Here is a 20,488-nt window from a genome sequence, read left to right on the forward strand (position 1 = left end):
GGAACGAATATGACTAAGAAGAACAAACACCACGCACTAAACCAGCCTCTTCTGCATACTCATCATCGTCGACCTTACAGCCGACGTGATTTTTTGGCCCAAGGACTGGCACTGGGAGGAGCCATGGTAATGGCGCCCCCTCTGTTTGGATTAAATAGCGCACAAGCTGCACTCTCTACCGATATGGAAGCACTTAAACTCGCTTGCGGTATCAACAGTGTTGGCGCAGGGAAAATCCCCTTCATCTGCTTTGATCTTGCCGGTGGCGCCAGCATGGCGGGAACCAATGTCCTCATTGGGCAGCAAGGGGGGCAGCTCGATTTTGTCTCAACTGAGGGTTACAACCGAATGGGGCTGCCAGGCGACATGGTACCTTCACTCAATGACCCTATCTCTGGCCTCCCCTACTACGACGACTCCCTAGGACTTGCCTTTCACAGTGACAGTGGCTTTTTACGCGGCATACGAGAACGTCTTGGCACTGGAACCGCCGCCAATATCAATGGTGCGGTTATTCCGGCACGCTCTGAAAATGATACCGGCAATAACCCCCACAACCCGATGTATGGCATTGCACAAGCCGGGGCAAACGGTGAATTATTACGACTGATCGGCTCCGTCAGCTCCGATTCGGGGGGCAACTCAATGTCACCTGCACAGATGATTCGTACCGAGTGGCGGCCCACAAAAGTTGACCGCCCCAGAGATGTCACCGGCTTAGTAGATACAGGGAAATTAGTTGGGCTACTGGACCAGGCTGATGCGGTTGCAGTACTAGAGTCTGTACAACGGATCAGTGCGGCAAAAATTGGCAACATACAGACCGGTGTCACACAAGCTGCACTGATCAAAGACCTGCTCAGCTGTGGCTATGTTAAAACCGCTGACTTGGTCGACCGCTACGGTGACCCCAGCGCCCTCAACCCAACCCTCGACACCGAGATTGTTGGCCCCGGTGGCATCTTCAGCCAGGCAGAATTTGACAGCGATCGCGAATTCCGCAAAACAGCTTCGGTGATGAAAATGGTGATGAATGGTTATGCGGGCGCCGGCACTATTACCATAGGTGGATATGACTACCACACCGGAGAGCGTGCCACCGGCGAGCTGAGAGACCTGCGTGCCGGACGTTGCATGGGTGCCTGCCTAGAGTATGCTCATCGACTAGGACAACCCCTCATGATGTATGTCAGCAGTGATGGCTCCGTATTCAGCAATGGCAGCCTTGATGAGAGCGAAGATGGGCGTGGCAAAGGTGTCTGGACCGGAGATAGCTCCGCCACAGCCGCCTCATTTTTCTTGGTATACAATCCATTGGGACGGCCGCAACTGCTCGGTGGCAACGCCGATCAACAAGCACAACAGCAACAGATTGGCTACTTCCGCCGCGATGGCTCAGTTGAAACAGCCTCCTCACCTGCCGCTAACAATGTCAACCTGTTGGTAGAGACGGTGATCCTCAATTACCTTGCCCTCCACGGACAGCAAGGCGATTTTGAAACCCTCTTCCCAAACCACCGTCTTGGCAACAGTATATTAAGGGACAGCTTGACCGCATTTGCCTCGATAAAATAAATATGCCCCCAGGAGACTGTCGGACTTAGGTGATCGTAGCGAGGGAAAGCCATTTTGAGTCCATTTTTTTGATTGTTTGAGGCGAATATTGAGCATATTCAACGAAAATGATCGGAGAAATGGGCCTGAATGGCTTTTCCGCAGTAGATTCACCCTAAGTCCGACAGCCTCCTAGCTTTCGATAAGCTGAGCACCACTCCACATTCGTCATCTAAAGATGGCGCTTACTTGCGCTTTGCTTCGGTCTCTACATGGTAGTGAATATCTTCCGTCACATTGACTTCAACCAAGTCACCCGATTTCTCAAACAACGCCTGACACTCATGGCTCAAGTGGCGCAGATGTACCTTTTTGCCCAGTTTGGTATAGCGCTCTGTGAGGCTATCAATCGCCTCCATGCCGGAGTGGTCGTAGACGCGGGTATATTTAAAGTCGATCACCACTTCATCGGGATCATTTTTGGGGTCAAACAGGTCGGTAAAGCTACGAATAGAACCAAAGAACAGCGGCCCATGCATGATATAGACTTTAGCGCCATTCTCATCGGTACTCTGCTCTGCCCACATATGTTTGGCGGTTTGCCATGCAAACACCAGCGCGGAGATAATGACCCCGATAATGACGGCGGTGGCCAGATCGGTGAATACGGTAACCCCAGAGACTAGGATCAACACAAACGCATCCGCCGGTGGGATTTTTTTCAGAATGCGAACACTTGACCATTCAAAGGTCGCAATCACCACAATAAACATCACCCCCACCAGTGCTGCCAGTGGAATCATCTCGATCAGATCCGATGCGAACAGAATAAAGCCCAACAGGAACAGTGCGGCAGAGATGCCGGACAAGCGCCCCAGACCACCGGAGTTGATGTTGATCATCGACTGGCCAATCATTGCACACCCGCCCATACCACCAAAGAAGCCGGTTGCGATGTTGGCAGCGCCCTGCCCCATACACTCACGATTACCTTGACCGCGTGTTTCGGTAATTTCGTCGATCAGGTTCATGGTCAGCAGTGATTCGATCAAGCCAATCGCGGCAAAGATCAGCGAGAAGGGCAAAATGATCATCAGGGTTTCAAAGGTAAACGGCACCATGGGGATATGGAATTCAGGGAAACCACCGGCAATTGAGGCGATATCACCTACGCTCTGGGTCTCCATGCCAAAAAAGATCACCAGTGCAGTGACCACAATAATCGCCGCCAGTGAGGAGGGAATCGCCTTGGTCAATTTAGGCAGAAAGTGAATGATGGCCATGGTCAATACAATCAGGCCCAGCATCAACATCAGCTCATTACCCGGCAACCAGCTACTTATCCCCGCTGCATCGGTAATTTTGAACTGCTCCAGCTGGGCAAGAAAAATAACGATCGCCAGACCATTCACAAAGCCGAGCATCACCGGATAGGGAACCATGCGAATAAACACCCCCATTTTCAACACACCGGCCAACATCTGAATAATGCCCATCAACACCACCGCTGCAAACAGATATTCTGCGCCATGCTCTGCCACCAGGTAGACCATCACCACCGCCAGTGCGCCGGTGGCACCCGATATCATCCCTGGGCGACCACCAATCGCAGCCGTGATCAAGCCCACCATAAAAGCCGCGTAGAGACCAACCAGAGGGTTTACACCGGCAACAAAAGCAAAAGCGACGGCTTCTGGCACCAGCGCCAGCGCAACCGTCAGGCCAGACAATATGTCATTCTTCACACTCGCATAGCGTGCATGACTCAATTCGAACATGGAAAACCCTCAGGATGGTGTGGATGCAGGTTGAGCGAGCGCGGATTTTAACAAAAATAGCGGCAAATTTGTAGCGCCGCGAAGGCTACACCCCCCGTAGCACCCACCCATTGACCACGTTCACAGGGAATATTTTAAGATTGCGCTGTGCAGGAGGCCAGCTTTTAATATTGAAGCGAGCACCGCCGCGCAGGGCGCAGATAATTTCATCCCCTTCAATAGGGCCACCAAACTAGAGGTACCGGCTTGCGAATATACTTATTCTCGAACGCACACAGCGCCTACCCACGAGTAGGTCAACCCTCTTATATTGCCTAGTCAGCGATTCTGTGGCATTTCGCATCAAGGCATAGCTCGCAGGCAGTGGTTATTCCCTTGACAAGCGCTATAACGCTGAGGCGGAGTGCCACAGAATCGCCCGCAGGGTTGATGTACTAGACTTTATGTATTAACTCGCCACCAGCTTAATTATCCATAATATGGATTGTTGGCGAGTAAATACATAAAGTCCGATGGTATTAGACAATCATTATTCCATAAAAAAAGACTTCTGGAATAATGAGTTGCGAGTTAATACATATCAGGAGGCTGTCGGGCTTAGGTGATCGTAGCGAGGGAAAGCCATTTTGAGTCCATTTTTTTGATCGTTTGAGGCGAATATTGAGCATATTCAACGAAAATGATCGGAGAAATGGGCCTGAATGGCTTTTCCGCAGTAGATTCACCCTAAGTCCGACAGCCTCCTAGTCTGGCTTTTTGTTAAAGAAACCAAGCCAAAAGAGGATAGGTGGTGCAGTGAGGGGTATCCTACGGTAAAATTACCGATTCTATCTCTATAAGGCCGCTGCACCCACTTGTGCAGAGAACTCTTTATATTCAGATTAACCCGATTTTCCGCAGGCAGATGACAGATGGCAATGAGTGATCAGTACAACCCCCAGGCAATTGAAGAGCAGACCCAGCAGTATTGGGATGATAACAAGCTGTTTGAGGCGGTAGAGGATGCTTCTAAGGAGAAGTACTACTGCCTGTCGATGTTTCCCTACCCCAGTGGCCGTCTGCATATGGGGCATGTGCGAAATTATACGCTGGGGGATGTTATTTCGCGCTACCAGCGCATGCAGGGTAAAAATGTGATGCAGCCGATGGGTTGGGATGCCTTTGGTCTGCCTGCTGAAAATGCCGCCATTAAAAATAACGTACCACCGGCCCGCTGGACCCAGGAAAATATTGCCTATATGAAGGGGCAGCTGAAACGCCTCGGCTTTGGTTATGACTGGAGACGAGAAGTGGCCACCTGTACGCCACAGTACTACCGCTGGGAGCAGTGGTTTTTTACCAAACTGTACGAAAAAGGGCTGGTGTATAAAAAAACCGCGCCTGTGAATTGGTGTCCGAATGATATGACGGTGCTGGCCAACGAACAGGTGATTGATGGCTGTTGTTGGCGTTGCGACACAGTGGTCGAGCGTAAAGAGATTCCACAGTGGTTCATGAAGATTACCGACTATGCACAGCAACTACTGGATGATCTGGATCAACTGGATGGCTGGCCCGACCAGGTGCGCGCCATGCAGCGTAACTGGATTGGCCGCTCCGAAGGTGTGTTGGTGGAGTTTACGGTAGATGGTGAGCCACTCAAAGTGTTCACCACCCGCCCTGATACCTTGATGGGAGTCTCCTACCTGGCGGTTGCGCCGGAGCATCTGCTGGCGCTCGCCGCAGCGAAAGAGAACGTCTCACTGGCCTCATTTATTGATGAGTGTAAAAACATGGAGACCTCCGAAGCTGCCATGGAGACCATGGAGAAAAAAGGGGTGGACACTGGACTAAAGGCGGTTCACCCCGTTAGCGGTGAGGCGGTACCGGTTTTTGCGGCTAACTTTGTTTTACTGGGGTATGGCGAAGGCGCGGTGATGGCGGTGCCTGCACATGATCAGCGTGACTGGGCGTTTGCCCATAAATATGACCTTCCAATCAAACAGGTGATCGCCCCTGAAAATGGCGAAGAAATCGATCTGGAGAGTGGCGCTTTTACCGATAAAGGGGTGTTGATCAACTCCGGTGAATTTACACACATGGGCTTTCAGGAGGCGGTGGATGCCATTGCCGATTATCTCAGTGAGCGTGGCAAGGGCGAGAAAAAAATCAACTTCCGCCTGCGTGACTGGGGTGTTTCGCGGCAGCGCTACTGGGGCGCACCGATACCCATTATCAACTGCCCTGCCTGTGGCGCAGTGTCCGTGCCAGAGGATCAGCTGCCAGTAGTGTTGCCAGAAGACGTGGTGCTGGATGGCGTTAGCTCGCCAATTAAAAAAATGGCTGAGTTTATTGAAACCCGCTGCCCTCACTGTGGTGGAAAAGCTGAGCGTGAAACCGATACTTTCGATACTTTTATGGAGTCCTCCTGGTATTTTGCCCGTTATGCATCGGCTGATAATGGCGAGGCGATGTTGGATGAGCGTGCTCGCTACTGGCTGCCGGTGGACCAGTATGTTGGCGGCATTGAGCACGCCATCTTACACCTGCTCTACTCGCGCTTCTTCCATAAGCTGTTACGTGACTTTGGTTGGGTACAAGGTGACGAGCCATTTAAAAACCTGCTGACCCAGGGCATGGTGTTGAAAGATGGCCGTAAAATGTCCAAGTCCAAGGGAAATACAGTGGACCCACAGGCGTTGATTGAGCGCTATGGTGCCGATACGGTGCGTCTGTTTATCATGTTTGCAGCGCCTCCGGAGCAGAGTCTGGAGTGGAATGATTCGGGTGTTGAAGGTGCTCACCGTTTTCTTAAGCGTTTATGGGCTCTGGTGAATGAAAATCAGGCAATCATCGCAGCGTGGGGGGGTGACTATGATGGCTCCAGCGCAGATAGCAGCGTGAAAAAAACCCGTGGTGAGTTGCATCGGATATTGGATCAGGCCAACCATGATTTCGCCAAATATCAGTTTAATACGGTGGTTGCGGCGGGTATGAAAATGGTTAACATCCTGATCGCGCTGGATAAAAAAAGCAGTGGTGCGGAGGCTGTTTTGGCAGAGGGCGTTGATATTCTGTTGCGGATGCTGGCACCGATTGTACCCCATATCACGCATCAAATATGGCGTTCGCTGGGCAGAGAGGGTGATATATTGACGGCTCAATGGCCCACGGTCGATGCTCAGGCGCTAGTGCGTGAAACCATCGAGCTGGTGGTTCAGGTAAACGGCAAGCTGCGTGCTAAAATCGAAGTGGTCGCTGAGGCTGATAATCAGCTGATCGAAGAGGCCGCCATTTCAGATGAAAATGTGATCCGCTTCCTTGAGGATAAAGAGATCCGAAAAATTATTGTGGTACCCAATAAACTGGTCAATATCGTTGTATCGTAAAGCGTATGGTGGGTGGCTTTTGCTGGCACTGTCGCTCGCCTTGCAGGGGTGTGGCTTTCAACTGCGCAGCGCTGAAGTCTGGCCGCCCTCATTGCAACCGGTAGCGACAGACTCGGTGCCGCAGGGACGCGACTTCGTGCTGCTGTTACGGCGCGCCCTCAGTGAACAAGGGGGGGTGTTGAATGGAGTAGCGGCAGTGCGGATTACGGTACTGGCTGAGCAATATCAACGTCAGATTCAGTCGCTGGACGAAGCAGGCCGAGCCAGTGTTTATCAGCTCGACTACCAAGTGACACTGAAGCTGGAGGGTGCGAAGGGAGAGCCGTTGATTGAGGCAGAGCAGTATCGCTCTCAACGCAGTTATGCATACGATCCTGCACGGGCGCTGGGGCATCAGTGGCAAGAAGAACAGATGGTCAAACGGATGCGCCAACAGGCGATTGAGCGTTTTATGCGACGTGTGGCACTGGGTGATCTAACAGGAAATGTTGAGTGAAAGTTTACGCTAATCAGCTGGAGAGGCACCTGAAAAGCCACGCTTTACCTCCGGTGATACTGGTCAGTGGCGATGAACCGCTACAGATGGCCGAGTGTTGTGATGCGATTCGACAACAGGCGCGTGATGCGGGTTATCTCGGCCGGGAAGTACTGCATGTAGAAAAAGGCTTTGACTGGGGCGAGCTGGAGCGGGAGGCGAATGCGCTTTCACTGTTTGCAGAGCAGCGTATCATCGAGTTGCGATTGCTGAATGCCAAACCGGGTATTCCGGGGGGCAAAGCGCTACAGGCGTATTGCAAAGCACCGGCACCCGATACCCTTCTGCTGATTACCATGGGCAAGCTGGAGCCGGCAGCCAGTAAAAGTAAATGGTGCCAAGCCGTTGAACATGCCGGTTTTATGGTGCAGGTGTGGCCAATTGAACGAGCACAGTTGCCACGCTGGATTGAGCAAAGAATGCGCAAGATTGGTTTGCAGCCCGAGGGGGAAGTGGCCGCTGTGTTGGCTGACCGGGTGGAGGGAAATCTGCTGGCAGCTGCTCAAGAGATTGAAAAGCTGCACCTGCTGATTGGCCAGAACCATCTGGATGTAGAGCAGCTACTCTCGGTGGTGGCGGATAGTACTCGCTATGACGTATTTGCGCTGGTTGATGCTGCGCTGCTGGGTGATGCAGTGCGGGTAATTAAAATTGTCAATGGCTTGCAGACCGAGGGGGAGGAGCCAGTACTGGTTCTTTGGGCGCTCAGTCGAGAGATACGTACACTTCTGAATATCGCCTATGAGGCTCGCCGAGGGGGTGTAAATGATGCCCTTTTGCGGCGCTATCGGATTTGGGATAAGCGCAAAGCAGCCATCAGCGCGGCATTGCTGCGCTACCGTTACCCGCACTGGGTGCACATGTTGGAGCAGTGTGCAGAGATTGACCGCATGATTAAGGGGCAGTCGCAGGGTAACCCTTGGGATGAACTAAGCGCACTTGCGATGCGCATGGCCGGTATTCGCCTGCCAAGAGCGCCCGCTGGGTTATAATAAAACAAACAGGGTTAAGCTGAGATCGGCACACGGGTCTTAAACGCTGATTCGCTGCATGAGAGCAAGAGGATAGTGATGGATATTAAGCAGTACATGAGTGAGTTAGGGGAAAAAGCGCGTGCCGCTTCGCGTATTTTGAACCGCACAGAGACCGGGGATAAAAACAGAGCGCTACTGGCGATTGCCGATGCGCTCGAGGCGAAACGTGAGTTTCTGAAATCTGAAAATGCCAAAGATCTATCGGCGGGCAAAGCGAGTGGCCTGGATGCGGCGATGCTCGATCGACTGGCACTGACTGATGAGGGTATCAGCCAGATGGCCGAAGGGATTCGACAAATTGCCGCGCTCGCCGATCCGGTAGGTGAAATTGCTGATATGAAATATCTCCCCTCTGGCCTGCAAGTCGGCAAGATGCGCGTGCCACTCGGAGTGGTGGGTATTATTTACGAGTCGCGCCCCAATGTGACAGCGGATGCCGCTGCGTTGTGTCTCAAGTCTGGCAATGCGGCTGTATTGCGTGGTGGCAAAGAGGCGATCCACTCCAATAAAGCGATTGCCGCTGCTATTCAGGAGGGGCTTGATAAGGTGGGGCTGCCCACCTCGCTGGTGCAGGTGCTGGAAACCACAGATCGCGCCGCTGTGGCGGAGATGATCACCCTGCCCAAATATATTGATGTGATTATCCCCCGGGGAGGAAAAGGGCTGATTGAAGCGATTAGCAAGGGTGCTTCTGTGCCGGTGATCAAACACCTGGATGGTATTTGCCATATCTATATTGATGACCAGGCTGATATTGAAAAGGCTCTGCGGGTTTCGTTTAATTCCAAAACCCAGCGTTACGGCACCTGTAACACCCTGGAAAATCTGCTGGTTGCCGAGGGGATTGCAGAGCAGGTATTGCCAGAACTGTGTGGTATGTATCAGGAGAAGGGGGTTGAGTTACGGGGCTGTGAAACCACCCGGAACGTGGTGGCCAATATTAATCCGGCAACGGATGAGGATTGGGACACTGAATATCTGGCACCGATCCTCTCGATCAAAGTGGTGAAAGATCTGGATGAAGCGATTGAGTTTATCAATGAGCATAGCTCGGGGCACACTGAATCGATCATCACAGAAAACTACACGCGTGCCCGGCGCTTTTTGCGTGAGATTGATTCGAGCTCGGTCATGATCAACGCCTCCACCCGTTTTGCCGATGGTTTTGAGTATGGGTTGGGTGCAGAAATTGGTATCTCCACCGACAAATTCCATGCCCGTGGCCCGGTGGGTCTGGAGGGACTCACCTCACAGAAATATGTGGTGTTTGGTGATGGGCAGATCCGCACTTAGGCGTAGGCGCATGCATTCATGAAGGCCGCATTGATATTGGGCGGTACCTTCGACCCAGTACATAACGCCCACCTGCGTACCGCAAGCGATGTGGCTGAGCTGCTGGGGGTGGAGCAGGTTCGCCTGCTCCCCTGCGGCGAACCAGCGCACCGGGAGCAGCCCGGAGCGACCGCCGCCCAACGACTGGCGATGCTGCAACGAGCCGTGCATGGGCAGAGGCGCTTTGTTATCGATGCCCAAGAGCTGGCGCGCAGCGGCCCCTCCTATATGGTTGATACAGCGGCTAGCCTGCGCCGTGAACTGGGTGCCGAGTGTTGCATCTGTCTAATGATGGGAATGGATGCTTTTTTGGGGCTGCCAGGATGGCATGAATGGTCAAAGGTACCCGAATATCTAAACCTTGTGGTGATAGAGCGGCCAGGGTGGCAAGGGGCATTAAAGCAACAGAAGATACTGCGAATGTTGCTGGAGCAACGTCAGGTACACAGTGTTGAGGCGCTGCTGGCGGCACCGGCCGGGAAAATATTAATGGTGACAGTGAGTCAGCTTCCTATCTCCGCTACTCAAATCCGTAACATGATCAGTGCGGGGGAGTTACCACAGGGGCTGTTGCCCGAATCTGTATTAGCGTTGATTAGAGAACAGAAAATTTATCAAAATCAGACGTAAGAGAGTGATTACACACAAATTGTGTAGCACAAACGTCGACAACCAGGGTCGTAATGATGGACAGTGAACAGTTAAAAAAATTGGTAATTGATGCCCTTGAAGAGATTAAGGCGATTGATATTATCGAAATTGATGTGCGTGATAGAACCAGTATTTGTGATGTAATGGTGATTGCTACGGGCCAAACCAATCGTCAGGTTAAATCATTGGCAGAGAGCGTGGTATTAAAAGCCAAAGCAGCGGGAGAGCAACCGATTGGTGTAGAAGGCCAAGCAGCGGGTGAGTGGGTATTGGTTGATCTTGGCGATGTAGTGGTGCATGTGATGCAGCCACAAACAAGAGCGTTCTACAGTTTGGAAAAACTGTGGGAGATGGCACCCAGCGATACCAGCAAACAAGAGTCATAGTTGCCGATGCAGATCCACTTGATTGCTGTAGGCAGTAAAATGCCGCACTGGGTGGTGGAGGGCTATACGGAGTATGCTCGTCGCTTGCCCGCGGAGTGCCGCCTGCATCTGGTAGAAATTACGCCAGGAAAACGCGGCAAAAATGCAGATATTGCTCGCTTGACTCAGGATGAGGGCGAAAAGATGCTGGCTGCGATTCCCAAAGGTGCGCATGTGGTAGCGCTGGAGGTTGGCGGCAAGGAGTGGAGCACCGAACAGCTGGCGACACAACTGGATGGCTGGCTACAGGGTGGCTGTGATCTCGCCTTGCTGGTGGGTGGCCCCGAAGGGCTTGCTCCCCGCTGTCGTGCGCGTGCCGACCAGTGTTGGTCGCTGTCGCGTTTGACCTATCCGCACCCGTTGGTGCGCGTCGTATTGGCCGAACAGGTCTATCGCGCTTGGAGCTTGCTAAAAGGGCACCCCTACCACCGAGCCGGTTAGTTTGGAGCCCTCTTATATGATAAAACAATTTCCTAAGATCTATCTGGCTTCCCGCTCGCCCCGCCGGCGTGAACTGCTTGATCAAATTAGTGTCTGTTATAAAGTGGTGGTGCCGAATGTAGCCGAGCAGAGAGTAGCCGCAGAGCCGCCTGCAGATTATGTTTGTCGTCTAGCATCAAGCAAGGCGAAGGCGGGCTGGGAGATGACGTTTGTGACAGAAAAGCGCCCTGTTTTGGGGGCGGATACGGTGGTGGTACTGGGTGACCGCGTAATGGAAAAACCCCTCAGCCGCGAGCATGGAATCGAAATGTTAACGGCGCTCTCGGGGCGCGTACATCAGGTGATGACCGGAATGGCGCTGGTAACGGAAAAAGGGTGTGACTGTGTTGTTTCAGTGAGTCGTGTCCACTTTCGAGAGATACCCCTGCGAGAGCAGCTGGACTACTGGGCAACAGGCGAGCCTGAGGGCAAAGCAGGTGGTTACGCGATCCAGGGCCTTGCCGCCGCTTTTATTGAACGGATTGAAGGCAGCTATTCAGGCATTATGGGGCTGCCGCTGTTTGAACTGACAAAGATGCTGGCGACAAAAACAGATTAAATGCCCTAAGCCCCCAATAGAAATGCGAGATGATATGTAAGATCCGTGTTGCTATCTGGGCATGAGGGAAATGAGACTACAACTGTGAAGGTCTCTAAATAACAACCCGTAAAGCGGGAAAGAGTTGAAGGGTAATTATGTCAGAGGAGCTGTTGATCAATGTAACACCCCGGGAGACCCGCATTGCGGTGCTCGAAAATGGGGTCTTACAAGAGGTTTACATTGAGCGCGAAAGTAAGCGTGGCCTAGTAGGTAATATCTATAAAGGCAAAGTGGTGCGGGTGTTGCCGGGTATGCAGGCTGCCTTTATCGATATTGGCCTCGAACGTGCCGCTTTTCTTCATGAATCGGATATCGTGGTGGAGGGCCAGGAGAGTGATGGCAAAGAGGGGATCTCCCAGTTGCTGCGCGAAGGGCAAGAGGTATTGGTGCAGGTGATTAAAGACCCTCTGGGCACCAAAGGCGCTCGCCTGACCACGCAACTCTCGATTGCTGCGCGTTTTTTGGTCTTTATGCCGGGTATTGCACACATCGGCGTTTCACAAAAAATTGTTGATGAAAAAGAGCGTGACCGCTTGAAAAATGCGGTACGCAAGGTGGTGGGCGATGATAATGACAACGGTTATATCATCCGAACATTCACTGAGGGGTGCAGTGAACAGGCATTAGCCGATGATATTCACTTTCTGGAGCGGGTGTGGAGTGCGATTCAGGAGCGAAAATTGGAAGGCAAAGCGCCACTGCTGATCCATGAAGATCTGTCACTGGCACGGCGTGCACTGCGCGATTTTGTGGGTGTTGATGTAGAAAAAATACGCATTGATTCCCGTGAAGGTTATGCCAAGGCAAAAAAGTTTGCCGGAAAATTTATTCCCGAGGTAGTCGATAGAATTGACCACTATCCAGGGGAGCGCCCAATCTTTGATCTCTACGGAGTTGAAGATGAAATTCAGAAGGCGTTGAGCAAAAAGGTGCAGTTAAAGTCGGGCGGCTATCTGATAATTGATCAGACAGAGGCGATGACGACTATCGATGTCAATACCGGCGCATTTGTCGGCCATCGTAACCTTGAAGAGACCATCTTCAAAACTAATCTGGAGGCGACACAGGCGATAGCGCGACAGCTACGACTGCGTAATCTAGGTGGCATCATTATTCTCGACTTCATCGACATGGAGGCTCCCGAGCATCGCACTCAAGTATTAAATGAGTTACAGCGCGCCCTAGAACGAGATCATGCCAAGAGTAACATCTGCGAAGTCTCCAGCCTGGGCCTAATTGAGATGACCCGTAAACGCACCCGTGAAAGCTTAGAGCATATTTTATGTGAATCATGCCCCACCTGTGAGGGGCGTGGCTCACTTAAAACACCCGAGACGGTTTGCTACGAAATATTTCGTGAAATCACCCGCGAAGCGCGTCAGTTTGAGGCGCAACGCTTCATGGTGCTGGCATCTAAGGATGTGGTGGATGTGATGCTGGAGGAGGAGTCCAGCAGCGTGGCTGAGCTGGAGGCTTTTATTGGAAAGCCGGTCACGTTTCAGGTTGAAGTGATGTATACCCAGGAGCAATTTGACGTTGTGCCTTTGTAGCCTTCCTAAACCTCGTGTTTTTACCCAAAAGCTGGGACATCGGCAGTTGCTGCTTATCAGGAATTGATCGTGCTAAAGAGACGTTGGGCCATCACTGTTTTCTGGGGGGGGTTAGCAACCGTTGCAGTCACTCTTGCGCTGTTATTGACTGCGGCTCGATTGCTCTTCCCCCATGTGGACGAGTACCGCCAGGATATTGAAGTGTGGGCTGGGGAGGTGCTGGGCCAAACGGTCTCCATAGGCGAGCTTGATGCCCGCTGGCGTTACACCTATCCTGAGGTTATTCTTCGCCATGTCACCTTGCTGGATCATCAATCACTTCCCGTTAGCACGCTACCCGAAATAAGCCTCAGCCTGGATATGGCTCAGCTGCTGCTCAAGCAGCAAATCTCATTTGTCCATTTAAACATTACCCTCGATAAATTGACTTTGCAGCGTGATCCACAAGGTCAGATCAGTGTGCCGGAGCTGCATAACCCCGAACCAAACAAGCAGGATGAAGGCGGTACCGCAAACCACTTGTTGCAGTGGCTTTTAAAGCAGGGGAGCCTGAGCGTCAATGTAGCTGAGTTGATCTGGGTTGATCAGCACACTGCCTTTGATTATCGTGTTCATGATGTCCAATTCTCATTAACCAATGATGGTGACCACCATCAACTATCGGGTGCGGTTCAGCTCCCCTCCACAGAAGGGGCTTCACTTGAACTGGCTGTTGACCTGGTGGGTAATCCATTGCTCGGCTCAGATTGGCATGGCCAGGCCTATCTTTCGGGTGATGCGATCTTACTGCCACACTGGCTATCGGAGCAGACGATTCAGGGACAGCAGGTGACCGGCGGCCGTCTGGACTTCTCCTTGTGGAGTGAGTGGGCTAACGGCTCGCTAAGCAGCATGCAAAGCATCCTCTCATTGCAAGAGCTAGAGTTGAAGGCCGCCGGGGGGGAGTCTCGAGACTTTGAATATATCGAGACCCTTCTTGATTGGCAGCGAATAGAGGGTGGCTGGCAGGTTGCACTGAATGATCTGGCGCTGAGTTACCAGCAGCACCGCTGGCCTCAGAGTAACCACGTGGTTCGCATCGTGCCGGGTGATGAGCGATCCATCGCCCTACAGAGTGACTATTTGCATTTGGCAGATATTGACAACTTTATTCGCTATCTGGATCTTCTCCCTGCCGAGCAGCAGGCGATGCTGGCCGCCCTACAGCCGCAGGGTGAGCTGGCTAATATTGTGGCTCACTACTCAGAGAGTGGCCAATACAGTGTCAGTAGTGACCTTAACAAAATCTCACTCTCCGCTTGGGATAAGCTGCCGAGCTTTAACGATGTGAGTGGTCACCTTGCGCTAAACCCAGATCAGGGCATGTTGCAGCTGAATATAGAAAACGGTTCATTCGAGTGGCCAAAGATGTTCCGCCAGCCGATCCCACTTGAGCAGCTACACGGTGAGTTTAGCTGGAGAGTACAGGAAGAGGGTTGGTCGCTCGATAGCCGAGGATTTTCACTCTCCAACCAACACCTCTCGCTGGAGGGCGCTATCAACCTTCTCATGCCGACAGGCAAAAGCCCTTTTCTTGACCTGGCACTTGAATTCAAGCGAGCCGATATGGCACACACCTCACGTTATCTCCCGCTCACACTACTCCCCAAACCGGTACTCTCCTGGCTTGATCAAGGTATTGCCACAGGAGAAGTGGTGGGCGGTGGCATGATCTACCATGGTGCAATAGCGGACTTCCCCTATCGCCACGGTGAGGGGCAGTTTGAGGTGGCCTTTGAGGCGGTAGGCGCGACCATTGTGCCTGGTAAAGGGTGGCTGCCCATCTCCAATATCAATGCTTCCGTTGCTTTTCAACAGGCTGCCATGTCGATAAAAGCGACACAGGGCGAAGTGCTCAATTCACACATCCAGCAGAGTCATATCGCCATTTCTGATATGGGGGGGGAGAGCAGCTCCTTGAGCATCTCAGGCGATATTCTCGCAGAGACACCCGATATTTTGGAGTATCTACTGAAAAGCCCGGTGGCGGGTTCAGTGGACTTTCTTTCCATGTTTAAGGCTAAAGGAGAGGGCCAAGTGGCGCTGACGCTGGAGATTCCTCTCGCTAAAAAAGGGGTGTTCACTTTTAATGCCCATGGCTCACTACAGAACGTCGCTTTAGACATTTTGCCAGCCGATTTGAGCTTTGAAGCATTGAGTGGAGAGCTGCACATTTCAACCGCTGGACTGGCGATCAAAAAAATCAATGGCTTGCTCTACGGAGAACCCATCACAGTAAGTGCTGAAACAGCACATGATGTGCCGGGTGGCGCGACACAATTACAGATCGAGAGCCATTTGAGTGGCGATATGTTAAGCCAGTATTTCAATCTCCCACTCTTCTCCCAGCTGATGAGTGGTAAGGCACCCTTGAGTGGCCATATTTTTATTCCCCATAATCCAGAAGCTGCCCAGCGTGTAGCCTCCGTTAAATTGGACAGCACACTGTTAGGGCTGGCGCTAGCGCTGCCTGGTACGCTAGAAAAACCAGCACAGCAGCTGCGGCCACTCACTGTTGAGCTGCAACTCCTCAACAACGCCCCACCACAGATGCAGCTAACCTATGATCAGCAACTGGCGGCGTGGGTCAGCTTTGAAGAACCACGCCTAAGGGGTGAAGTGCTGATTGGCGAGCAGCGCGCGCTGCAACTGCCACAGCAGCCAGGCTTGGTTATCAACGGTGAGTTGAGCGCCTTCTCTTTAAGTCAACTACTTGCATTGCTGCCCACGCCAGAGCCACTGGGTGACGGCGAACCGGGCATTGTTCGCAGCGTAAAGCTCAAACTGGGTGAGCTGGAGCTGTTTGATCAGCAGCTTCAATCAGTTGACCTAACAGCCACACAGCTCGCCTGGCAGTGGTTTATCGATATTGACAGCCCACAGGCGAAAGGGCGTATAGCACTATCAGAGCAGCTACTGCAAAATCCGATTGTGGCCGAAATGGAGTACCTGCACCTCAATAAGCTATCGAAAGCTGAGCCACAACAGTCGCAAGAGCCTTTCGATATGTGGAAGCTGCCGCCACTGCAAATCCAAGTGAAATCCTTTAGTTATGACACACTCCCCTTGGGAGCAATGCGGCTGAAGAGTCGCTGGCTAGAGGGAGGGTACCAGCTGGAAGAGTTACTGCTGCATCCTGATTCTGCCGAACTGCGACTTGAGGGAACATGGCATGCAGAGCCACTCCCTTTAGGTGTGAGCAGCCTGAAGCTACGGCTTGAAAGCAGTGACATCAGTCGCACCATCAGTGGCTTGGGCTTTGCTGGAACAATTAAAAATGGCGAGGGTTATGTTAACGCGACGATTGACTGGCTGGGTGGTTTAAGTGAATTTGAAGTGGCAGAAATAGATGGGAAAATAGACTTCAAACTGGAGAATGGGCGTATTCTGGATGTTGAGCCTGGTGCCGGGCGCATAATGGGCCTATTCAGCATCCAGATGCTGCCCCGCCGGTTACTGCTTGATTTTGGAGATCTGTTTGGCAAAGGGTTTCGTTTTAACGAAATTAGAGGCCACTACGATGTCGTTGATGGCCTTGCAAAAACCGATAACTTTACCTTGCTGGGTTCGTCGGTGAGAATGGATATGCTGGGGTCGGTTGACTTAGCAAAAAAAGAGTATGACCAGCGCTTAATTGTCACCCCGTTCGTTACCGACAGCCTACCACTGCTCACCTATTTGACAGGCGTTGCCACCCCGCAAATTGCAGCACTGCTCTTTTTAGCCCAAAAAGTATTCCAGGACGACCTCGCTAAAATAGCTCAATTTGAATACCGAGTCAGCGGCCCATGGGACAATCCCGAGGTGGTTAAAGTTGAAGAGGTGGACGTGGGTGAGTAATTACCCGGTAGTATTGGCACTGCGGGTAAAAAACTATTTTTCGTGCAAAGGTCTCAATAGATCATGAGCTCTAACTCTATTATTCAAACGCTCTACTCCTTACCTAACATAAAAAACCGCTGATTCTAACCCTTTTACCCATGCGGAACAGCGAGGAACCAAAACCATTGAGCGAATCAAAAGCCAGGTCTCTAACCCGGACTCCGAAACACTTCCCTATCCTGATCGAATGCTCGACATGATTCCCTGTGTCTCTAACAACCGGATAAAATTCATCAAGCCGAAAGAGATTGAGTATGTGCGATCCGATGTTCGTGGAATTTACGTAATGTGTGCTGATAGTGAATACTATACCGACTTGACACTTGCGGCATTGGAAAGCAAAACAGAACTATTTCGTTGCCACCGACAGCATCTAATCAATGTTACGCGGATAGATGAATTAGTCCTACTGGAAAACGGTTTGGCAGAAATAAAGACAAAATCAGAACACACGGTTGCTGTCAGTCGACACTATTTAAAGCAACTCAAAAAGCGGCTTGGCATGTAACTTAATAAGGTGCAGGGTTTAGTTATTCGGTAAATACGGCTGAATAAAAGCGTTGTAATTTTCATTGAGGCCCCTTTCCTACAAGTGGTAAGAGTGGGGTGAAGGGATTTACAGCCGCTCAAAAATTGAGCCACTGCTGGGAGTAAATAGCTTGTGATAAAGCTTGGTGGCTTGGCTATCGGTGAGGCTGGCGATGTAGTCACAGATCACCCGCTGCGGGTTGTGTGACTGCCGATAAAGCTGTTGATGCTCTTCGGGCAGTAGCCGTAACGGGTTTTCACTCAGCACTTCAAATAGCCGTAAAATCATCTGTTGGCCTTTAAACTCCAGTGCCTGAACTTCCGGTGATTTAATCACATGTTTGAAGATAAATGCTTTTAACAGGTCGAGTATCTTGTTTGCTGGCGAGATGAGTATCGCTTGGTAGGTTAACAGTGGGTGATCAAACTGTGTGCGGTGCTGTATCTCAATGTGTCGCACCAAAAAACCTACCAATTTGCTGATGGCGTGTTTGCGGGTTTTTTTGTCTGCGAACAGTTTCTGATTGTAGAACTCGATTTCACGGCTGATATCGTTATCACCCAGTGCCATAATGGGTTCGATCACCTCTTTTTTCCAGTGATGAAAATCTACCAGGCGCATGGTGAGCGCATCTTCAAGGTCATGCACCCCGTAGGCGATATCATCGGCAATTTCCATTATCGAGGTATCAAATGCCTTACAGGTGGCGCGGTGGTGTCGGTTACTCTGCTTTTTAATGGCGCGGAACTGTTGGCGATCCTGTATGGAGAAGGGTTCAACAATCCACTCCAATATTTCAGCCTCATCATCCATGATGCATTTGGGTGGCTCCCAGCATGAGATGTTGCTGCTTGCATGTTGCTCGATATTATCAGGGTAGTTGGCGACATCACTATAAAGAGCCGGATATTTAAGCACCCCAAGCAGGGTACGGCGAGTGAGGTTAAAGCCCTGTTCGGGGGAGTATTCACCTAGGCGGGCGATGATGCGCAGTGTCTGGCCGTTGCCCTCAAAACCACCGTGGCGGTGCATCATATGGTTAAGTGCTATCTCTCCCCCGTGACCGAAGGGGGGGTGGCCCAGGTCGTGGCTGAGGGCTATCGCTTCAATCAGTGACATGGAGGGGAGCCAGTGTTGAATTTCAACATCATCCTGATATTTATCCCGCAATGTTTCGCAGATGCCGGAGCTTATCTGGGCAACTTCCAGGGAGTGGGTTAAGCGGGTGCGGTAGAAGTCACTCTCCCCCACGCCAAGTACCTGGGTTTTGGATTGCAGACTACGCAGTGCGGATGAGTGAATGACCCGCGCCCGGTCACGCTGGTAGTTGCCCTCTGGGGTGGTGACAATAAAGCCACCACGATACTGCTCTTTACTGTGTCGTCTTGCCAGCCACTCATTCATTTGATTCCAACTCGGGTAGTGTTGCTCGATAGTCGCATTGTAGAGTGAGTGCGTCATACGCGCCATTTATAAAATCGTGCTACTCTTCCGGCAATGAGTTATTCGCAAAAATTACGGCGTTTAGACCAGCTGCTGGGGGAGTACTCATGGCTCTGGCAGCCGCAACCTTTCAAGCAACAGCGCCCCGCCTGGTGTGATCGTCTGCCGACACTATACAAACAGTTGCTAGCGCTAAGTGACGACACGCTATCGGCCGCGCAGGGGGAGCAAGCGGCGCTGCTGGCGCTGCTAACTCCGCACCTTGCTGCCTTATCGGAGATTGGCCCATTAACCACCGTGGCGGATGCCCCGCTCTGTGCACTCACGCCACTGAACCCCCGCTTTCATGCCGCTATTCCGGGCCGCAAGTGGCAGCAGGTTCAAGCCTTTTGCGCGGCGACCGGTGAGGTTAAATACCCGATATTGGAGTGGTGTGGCGGCAAAGGGCACTTGGGGCGTTTGATGGCAGCGCAGTGGCGGCAGTCAGTGGTGACGCTGGAGTGGCAGGCATCACTGTGCCAGGCGGGGCGACAACTTGCCAAGCGCAGCAAGGTGAAGCAGCGCTTTAAAGTGGTTGATGTCTTAACACCGTTGCCAAGCTCACTGATTCAGCAGCAACATGCCATTGCTCTACACGCCTGCGGTGAGCTGCATCGTAGCTTAATCCGACAATCGATTGCCAAGCAACTCCCGGCCCTGGATATTGCCCCCTGTTGCTACTACCGCATCCCCAGCAAAACTTACATCCCCTTTAATGAGACGTTGGCACTGCGCCCTGATTACAACGCCTTGCGTCTAGCGGTGACCGAAGCGGTCACCGCCAGCCCCCGTGAGCTAACATGGCGTGATCGGGAGATGGCGTGGAAGCTAGCTTATGAGTTGATATTGCAGCAACAGCTCGGACTACCCTATCAACCCATAAAGCCCATTAACAAACAGTGGTTACGAGGTGATTTTAAGGATTTTTGTCAAAATTTGGCACAGCGTGATGGCTATCATCTGCCTGAAAATGTCGATTGGCGGCACTATCAAACAGCAGGCCTACAGCGCCAGCGTGAAACCATGCGGCTCTCTCTGCCACGCTTTGCTTTTCGCCGTGCCCTAGAGATGTGGCTGGTACTGGATATGGCCTGTTATCTAGAGCGAAGTGGCTATACTGTAAGAGTAAGCCGTTTTTGTGATCGCACATTAACACCGCGCAATCTGTTGTTATCTGCCCGAAGATTACCTTAATCCGGATATCTCATAAATTCGCGCAAAGATCGCATCAGAGATTAGTTTTACTCA

Annotated in this window: 15 protein-coding genes; 13 read left to right on the forward strand and 2 right to left on the reverse strand. The window is 51.8% G+C overall.

Features of this window, described 5'->3' with window-relative positions; translation table 11 throughout:
- The first annotated feature begins 9 nt into the window (after positions 1–9).
- Positions 10–1,575 (forward strand): general secretion pathway protein GspF, encoded by a 1,566-nt coding sequence (locus tag L3J94_04045; GenBank protein ID MCF6217927.1) that lies wholly within the window; start codon positions 10–12, stop codon positions 1,573–1,575.
- Positions 1,576–1,799: 224 nt separating this feature from the next.
- Here the strand turns inward: L3J94_04045 and L3J94_04050 are convergent, their stop codons facing one another.
- A complete protein-coding gene (locus tag L3J94_04050) occupies positions 1,800–3,332 on the reverse strand; it encodes a SulP family inorganic anion transporter (GenBank protein MCF6217928.1) in 1,533 nt (510 codons plus the stop codon).
- 917 nt (positions 3,333–4,249) lie between these two features.
- Here L3J94_04050 and leuS point away from each other — a divergent pair.
- The 11 genes from leuS (at position 4,250) to L3J94_04105 (ending at position 17,737) form a co-directional block, all read left to right on the forward strand.
- Positions 4,250–6,700, forward strand: a complete 2,451-nt coding sequence (leuS, locus tag L3J94_04055; GenBank protein MCF6217929.1) for a leucine--tRNA ligase — start codon at positions 4,250–4,252, stop codon at positions 6,698–6,700.
- A gap of 19 nt (positions 6,701–6,719) precedes the next feature.
- Positions 6,720–7,196 carry an LPS assembly lipoprotein LptE gene (gene lptE, locus L3J94_04060; protein ID MCF6217930.1) on the forward strand — a complete coding sequence of 159 codons (477 nt, stop codon included), beginning with the start codon at positions 6,720–6,722 and terminating at the stop codon, positions 7,194–7,196.
- Positions 7,193–8,227 (forward strand): DNA polymerase III subunit delta, encoded by a 1,035-nt coding sequence (gene holA / locus L3J94_04065; protein ID MCF6217931.1) that lies wholly within the window; start codon positions 7,193–7,195, stop codon positions 8,225–8,227. The genes lptE and holA overlap by 4 nt, the downstream gene beginning before the upstream one ends.
- Positions 8,228–8,305: 78 nt before the next feature.
- Entirely contained in the window at positions 8,306–9,562 is a 1,257-nt protein-coding gene (locus L3J94_04070; GenBank protein ID MCF6217932.1) for a glutamate-5-semialdehyde dehydrogenase, read from the forward strand.
- An 18-nt stretch (positions 9,563–9,580) separates the two neighbouring features.
- Positions 9,581–10,231, forward strand: a complete 651-nt coding sequence (gene nadD / locus L3J94_04075) for a nicotinate-nucleotide adenylyltransferase (GenBank protein ID MCF6217933.1) — start codon at positions 9,581–9,583, stop codon at positions 10,229–10,231.
- Positions 10,232–10,287: 56 nt separating this feature from the next.
- On the forward strand, positions 10,288–10,638 hold the full coding sequence (gene rsfS / locus L3J94_04080; protein ID MCF6217934.1) for a ribosome silencing factor: 351 nt from the start codon (positions 10,288–10,290) through the stop codon (positions 10,636–10,638).
- 6 nt (positions 10,639–10,644) lie between these two features.
- Entirely contained in the window at positions 10,645–11,118 is a 474-nt protein-coding gene (gene rlmH, locus L3J94_04085; GenBank protein MCF6217935.1) for a 23S rRNA (pseudouridine(1915)-N(3))-methyltransferase RlmH, read from the forward strand.
- Between the two features lie 16 nt (positions 11,119–11,134).
- Positions 11,135–11,716: a Maf family nucleotide pyrophosphatase gene (locus tag L3J94_04090; GenBank protein ID MCF6217936.1), complete on the forward strand. Its 582-nt coding sequence runs from the start codon at positions 11,135–11,137 to the stop codon at positions 11,714–11,716.
- A gap of 137 nt (positions 11,717–11,853) precedes the next feature.
- Complete coding sequence (gene rng, locus L3J94_04095) at positions 11,854–13,308, forward strand: ribonuclease G (protein MCF6217937.1); 1,455 nt, start codon at positions 11,854–11,856, stop codon at positions 13,306–13,308.
- 69 nt (positions 13,309–13,377) lie between these two features.
- Entirely contained in the window at positions 13,378–17,187 is a 3,810-nt protein-coding gene (locus tag L3J94_04100) for a TIGR02099 family protein (protein ID MCF6217938.1), read from the forward strand.
- Positions 17,188–17,425: 238 nt separating this feature from the next.
- On the forward strand, positions 17,426–17,737 hold the full coding sequence (locus tag L3J94_04105) for a LytTR family transcriptional regulator DNA-binding domain-containing protein (protein MCF6217939.1): 312 nt from the start codon (positions 17,426–17,428) through the stop codon (positions 17,735–17,737).
- A gap of 108 nt (positions 17,738–17,845) precedes the next feature.
- Here L3J94_04105 and L3J94_04110 read toward each other — a convergent pair whose 3' ends face one another.
- The gene (locus tag L3J94_04110; protein ID MCF6217940.1) at positions 17,846–19,228 is read right to left on the reverse strand and encodes a deoxyguanosinetriphosphate triphosphohydrolase family protein; all 1,383 of its coding nucleotides are present in this window, start codon (positions 19,226–19,228) and stop codon (positions 17,846–17,848) included.
- A 27-nt stretch (positions 19,229–19,255) separates the two neighbouring features.
- Between L3J94_04110 and L3J94_04115 the strand changes: the two genes are divergently transcribed.
- Entirely contained in the window at positions 19,256–20,434 is a 1,179-nt protein-coding gene (locus L3J94_04115) for an SAM-dependent methyltransferase (protein ID MCF6217941.1), read from the forward strand.
- Positions 20,435–20,488 lie beyond the last annotated feature (54 nt).

Source organism: Gammaproteobacteria bacterium, assembly GCA_021647245.1.
Taxonomy (GTDB): Bacteria; Pseudomonadota; Gammaproteobacteria; order RBG-16-57-12; family RBG-16-57-12; genus JAFLJP01.

What these genes read in the sequence shown, in the direction of transcription:
- L3J94_04045 (MCF6217927.1), top strand. Translation starts at nt 10, where the DNA reads ATGACTAAGAAGAACAAACACCACGCACTAAACCAGCCTCTTCTGCAT.
- L3J94_04050 (MCF6217928.1), bottom strand. Translation starts at nt 3,332, where the DNA reads ATGTTCGAATTGAGTCATGCACGCTATGCGAGTGTGAAGAATGACATA.
- leuS (MCF6217929.1), top strand. Translation starts at nt 4,250, where the DNA reads ATGAGTGATCAGTACAACCCCCAGGCAATTGAAGAGCAGACCCAGCAG.
- L3J94_04070 (MCF6217932.1), top strand. Translation starts at nt 8,306, where the DNA reads ATGGATATTAAGCAGTACATGAGTGAGTTAGGGGAAAAAGCGCGTGCC.
- nadD (MCF6217933.1), top strand. Translation starts at nt 9,581, where the DNA reads ATGAAGGCCGCATTGATATTGGGCGGTACCTTCGACCCAGTACATAAC.
- rsfS (MCF6217934.1), top strand. Translation starts at nt 10,288, where the DNA reads ATGGACAGTGAACAGTTAAAAAAATTGGTAATTGATGCCCTTGAAGAG.
- rlmH (MCF6217935.1), top strand. Translation starts at nt 10,645, where the DNA reads ATGCAGATCCACTTGATTGCTGTAGGCAGTAAAATGCCGCACTGGGTG.
- L3J94_04090 (MCF6217936.1), top strand. Translation starts at nt 11,135, where the DNA reads ATGATAAAACAATTTCCTAAGATCTATCTGGCTTCCCGCTCGCCCCGC.
- rng (MCF6217937.1), top strand. Translation starts at nt 11,854, where the DNA reads ATGTCAGAGGAGCTGTTGATCAATGTAACACCCCGGGAGACCCGCATT.
- L3J94_04105 (MCF6217939.1), top strand. Translation starts at nt 17,426, where the DNA reads ATGATTCCCTGTGTCTCTAACAACCGGATAAAATTCATCAAGCCGAAA.
- L3J94_04110 (MCF6217940.1), bottom strand. Translation starts at nt 19,228, where the DNA reads ATGGCGCGTATGACGCACTCACTCTACAATGCGACTATCGAGCAACAC.
- L3J94_04115 (MCF6217941.1), top strand. Translation starts at nt 19,256, where the DNA reads ATGAGTTATTCGCAAAAATTACGGCGTTTAGACCAGCTGCTGGGGGAG.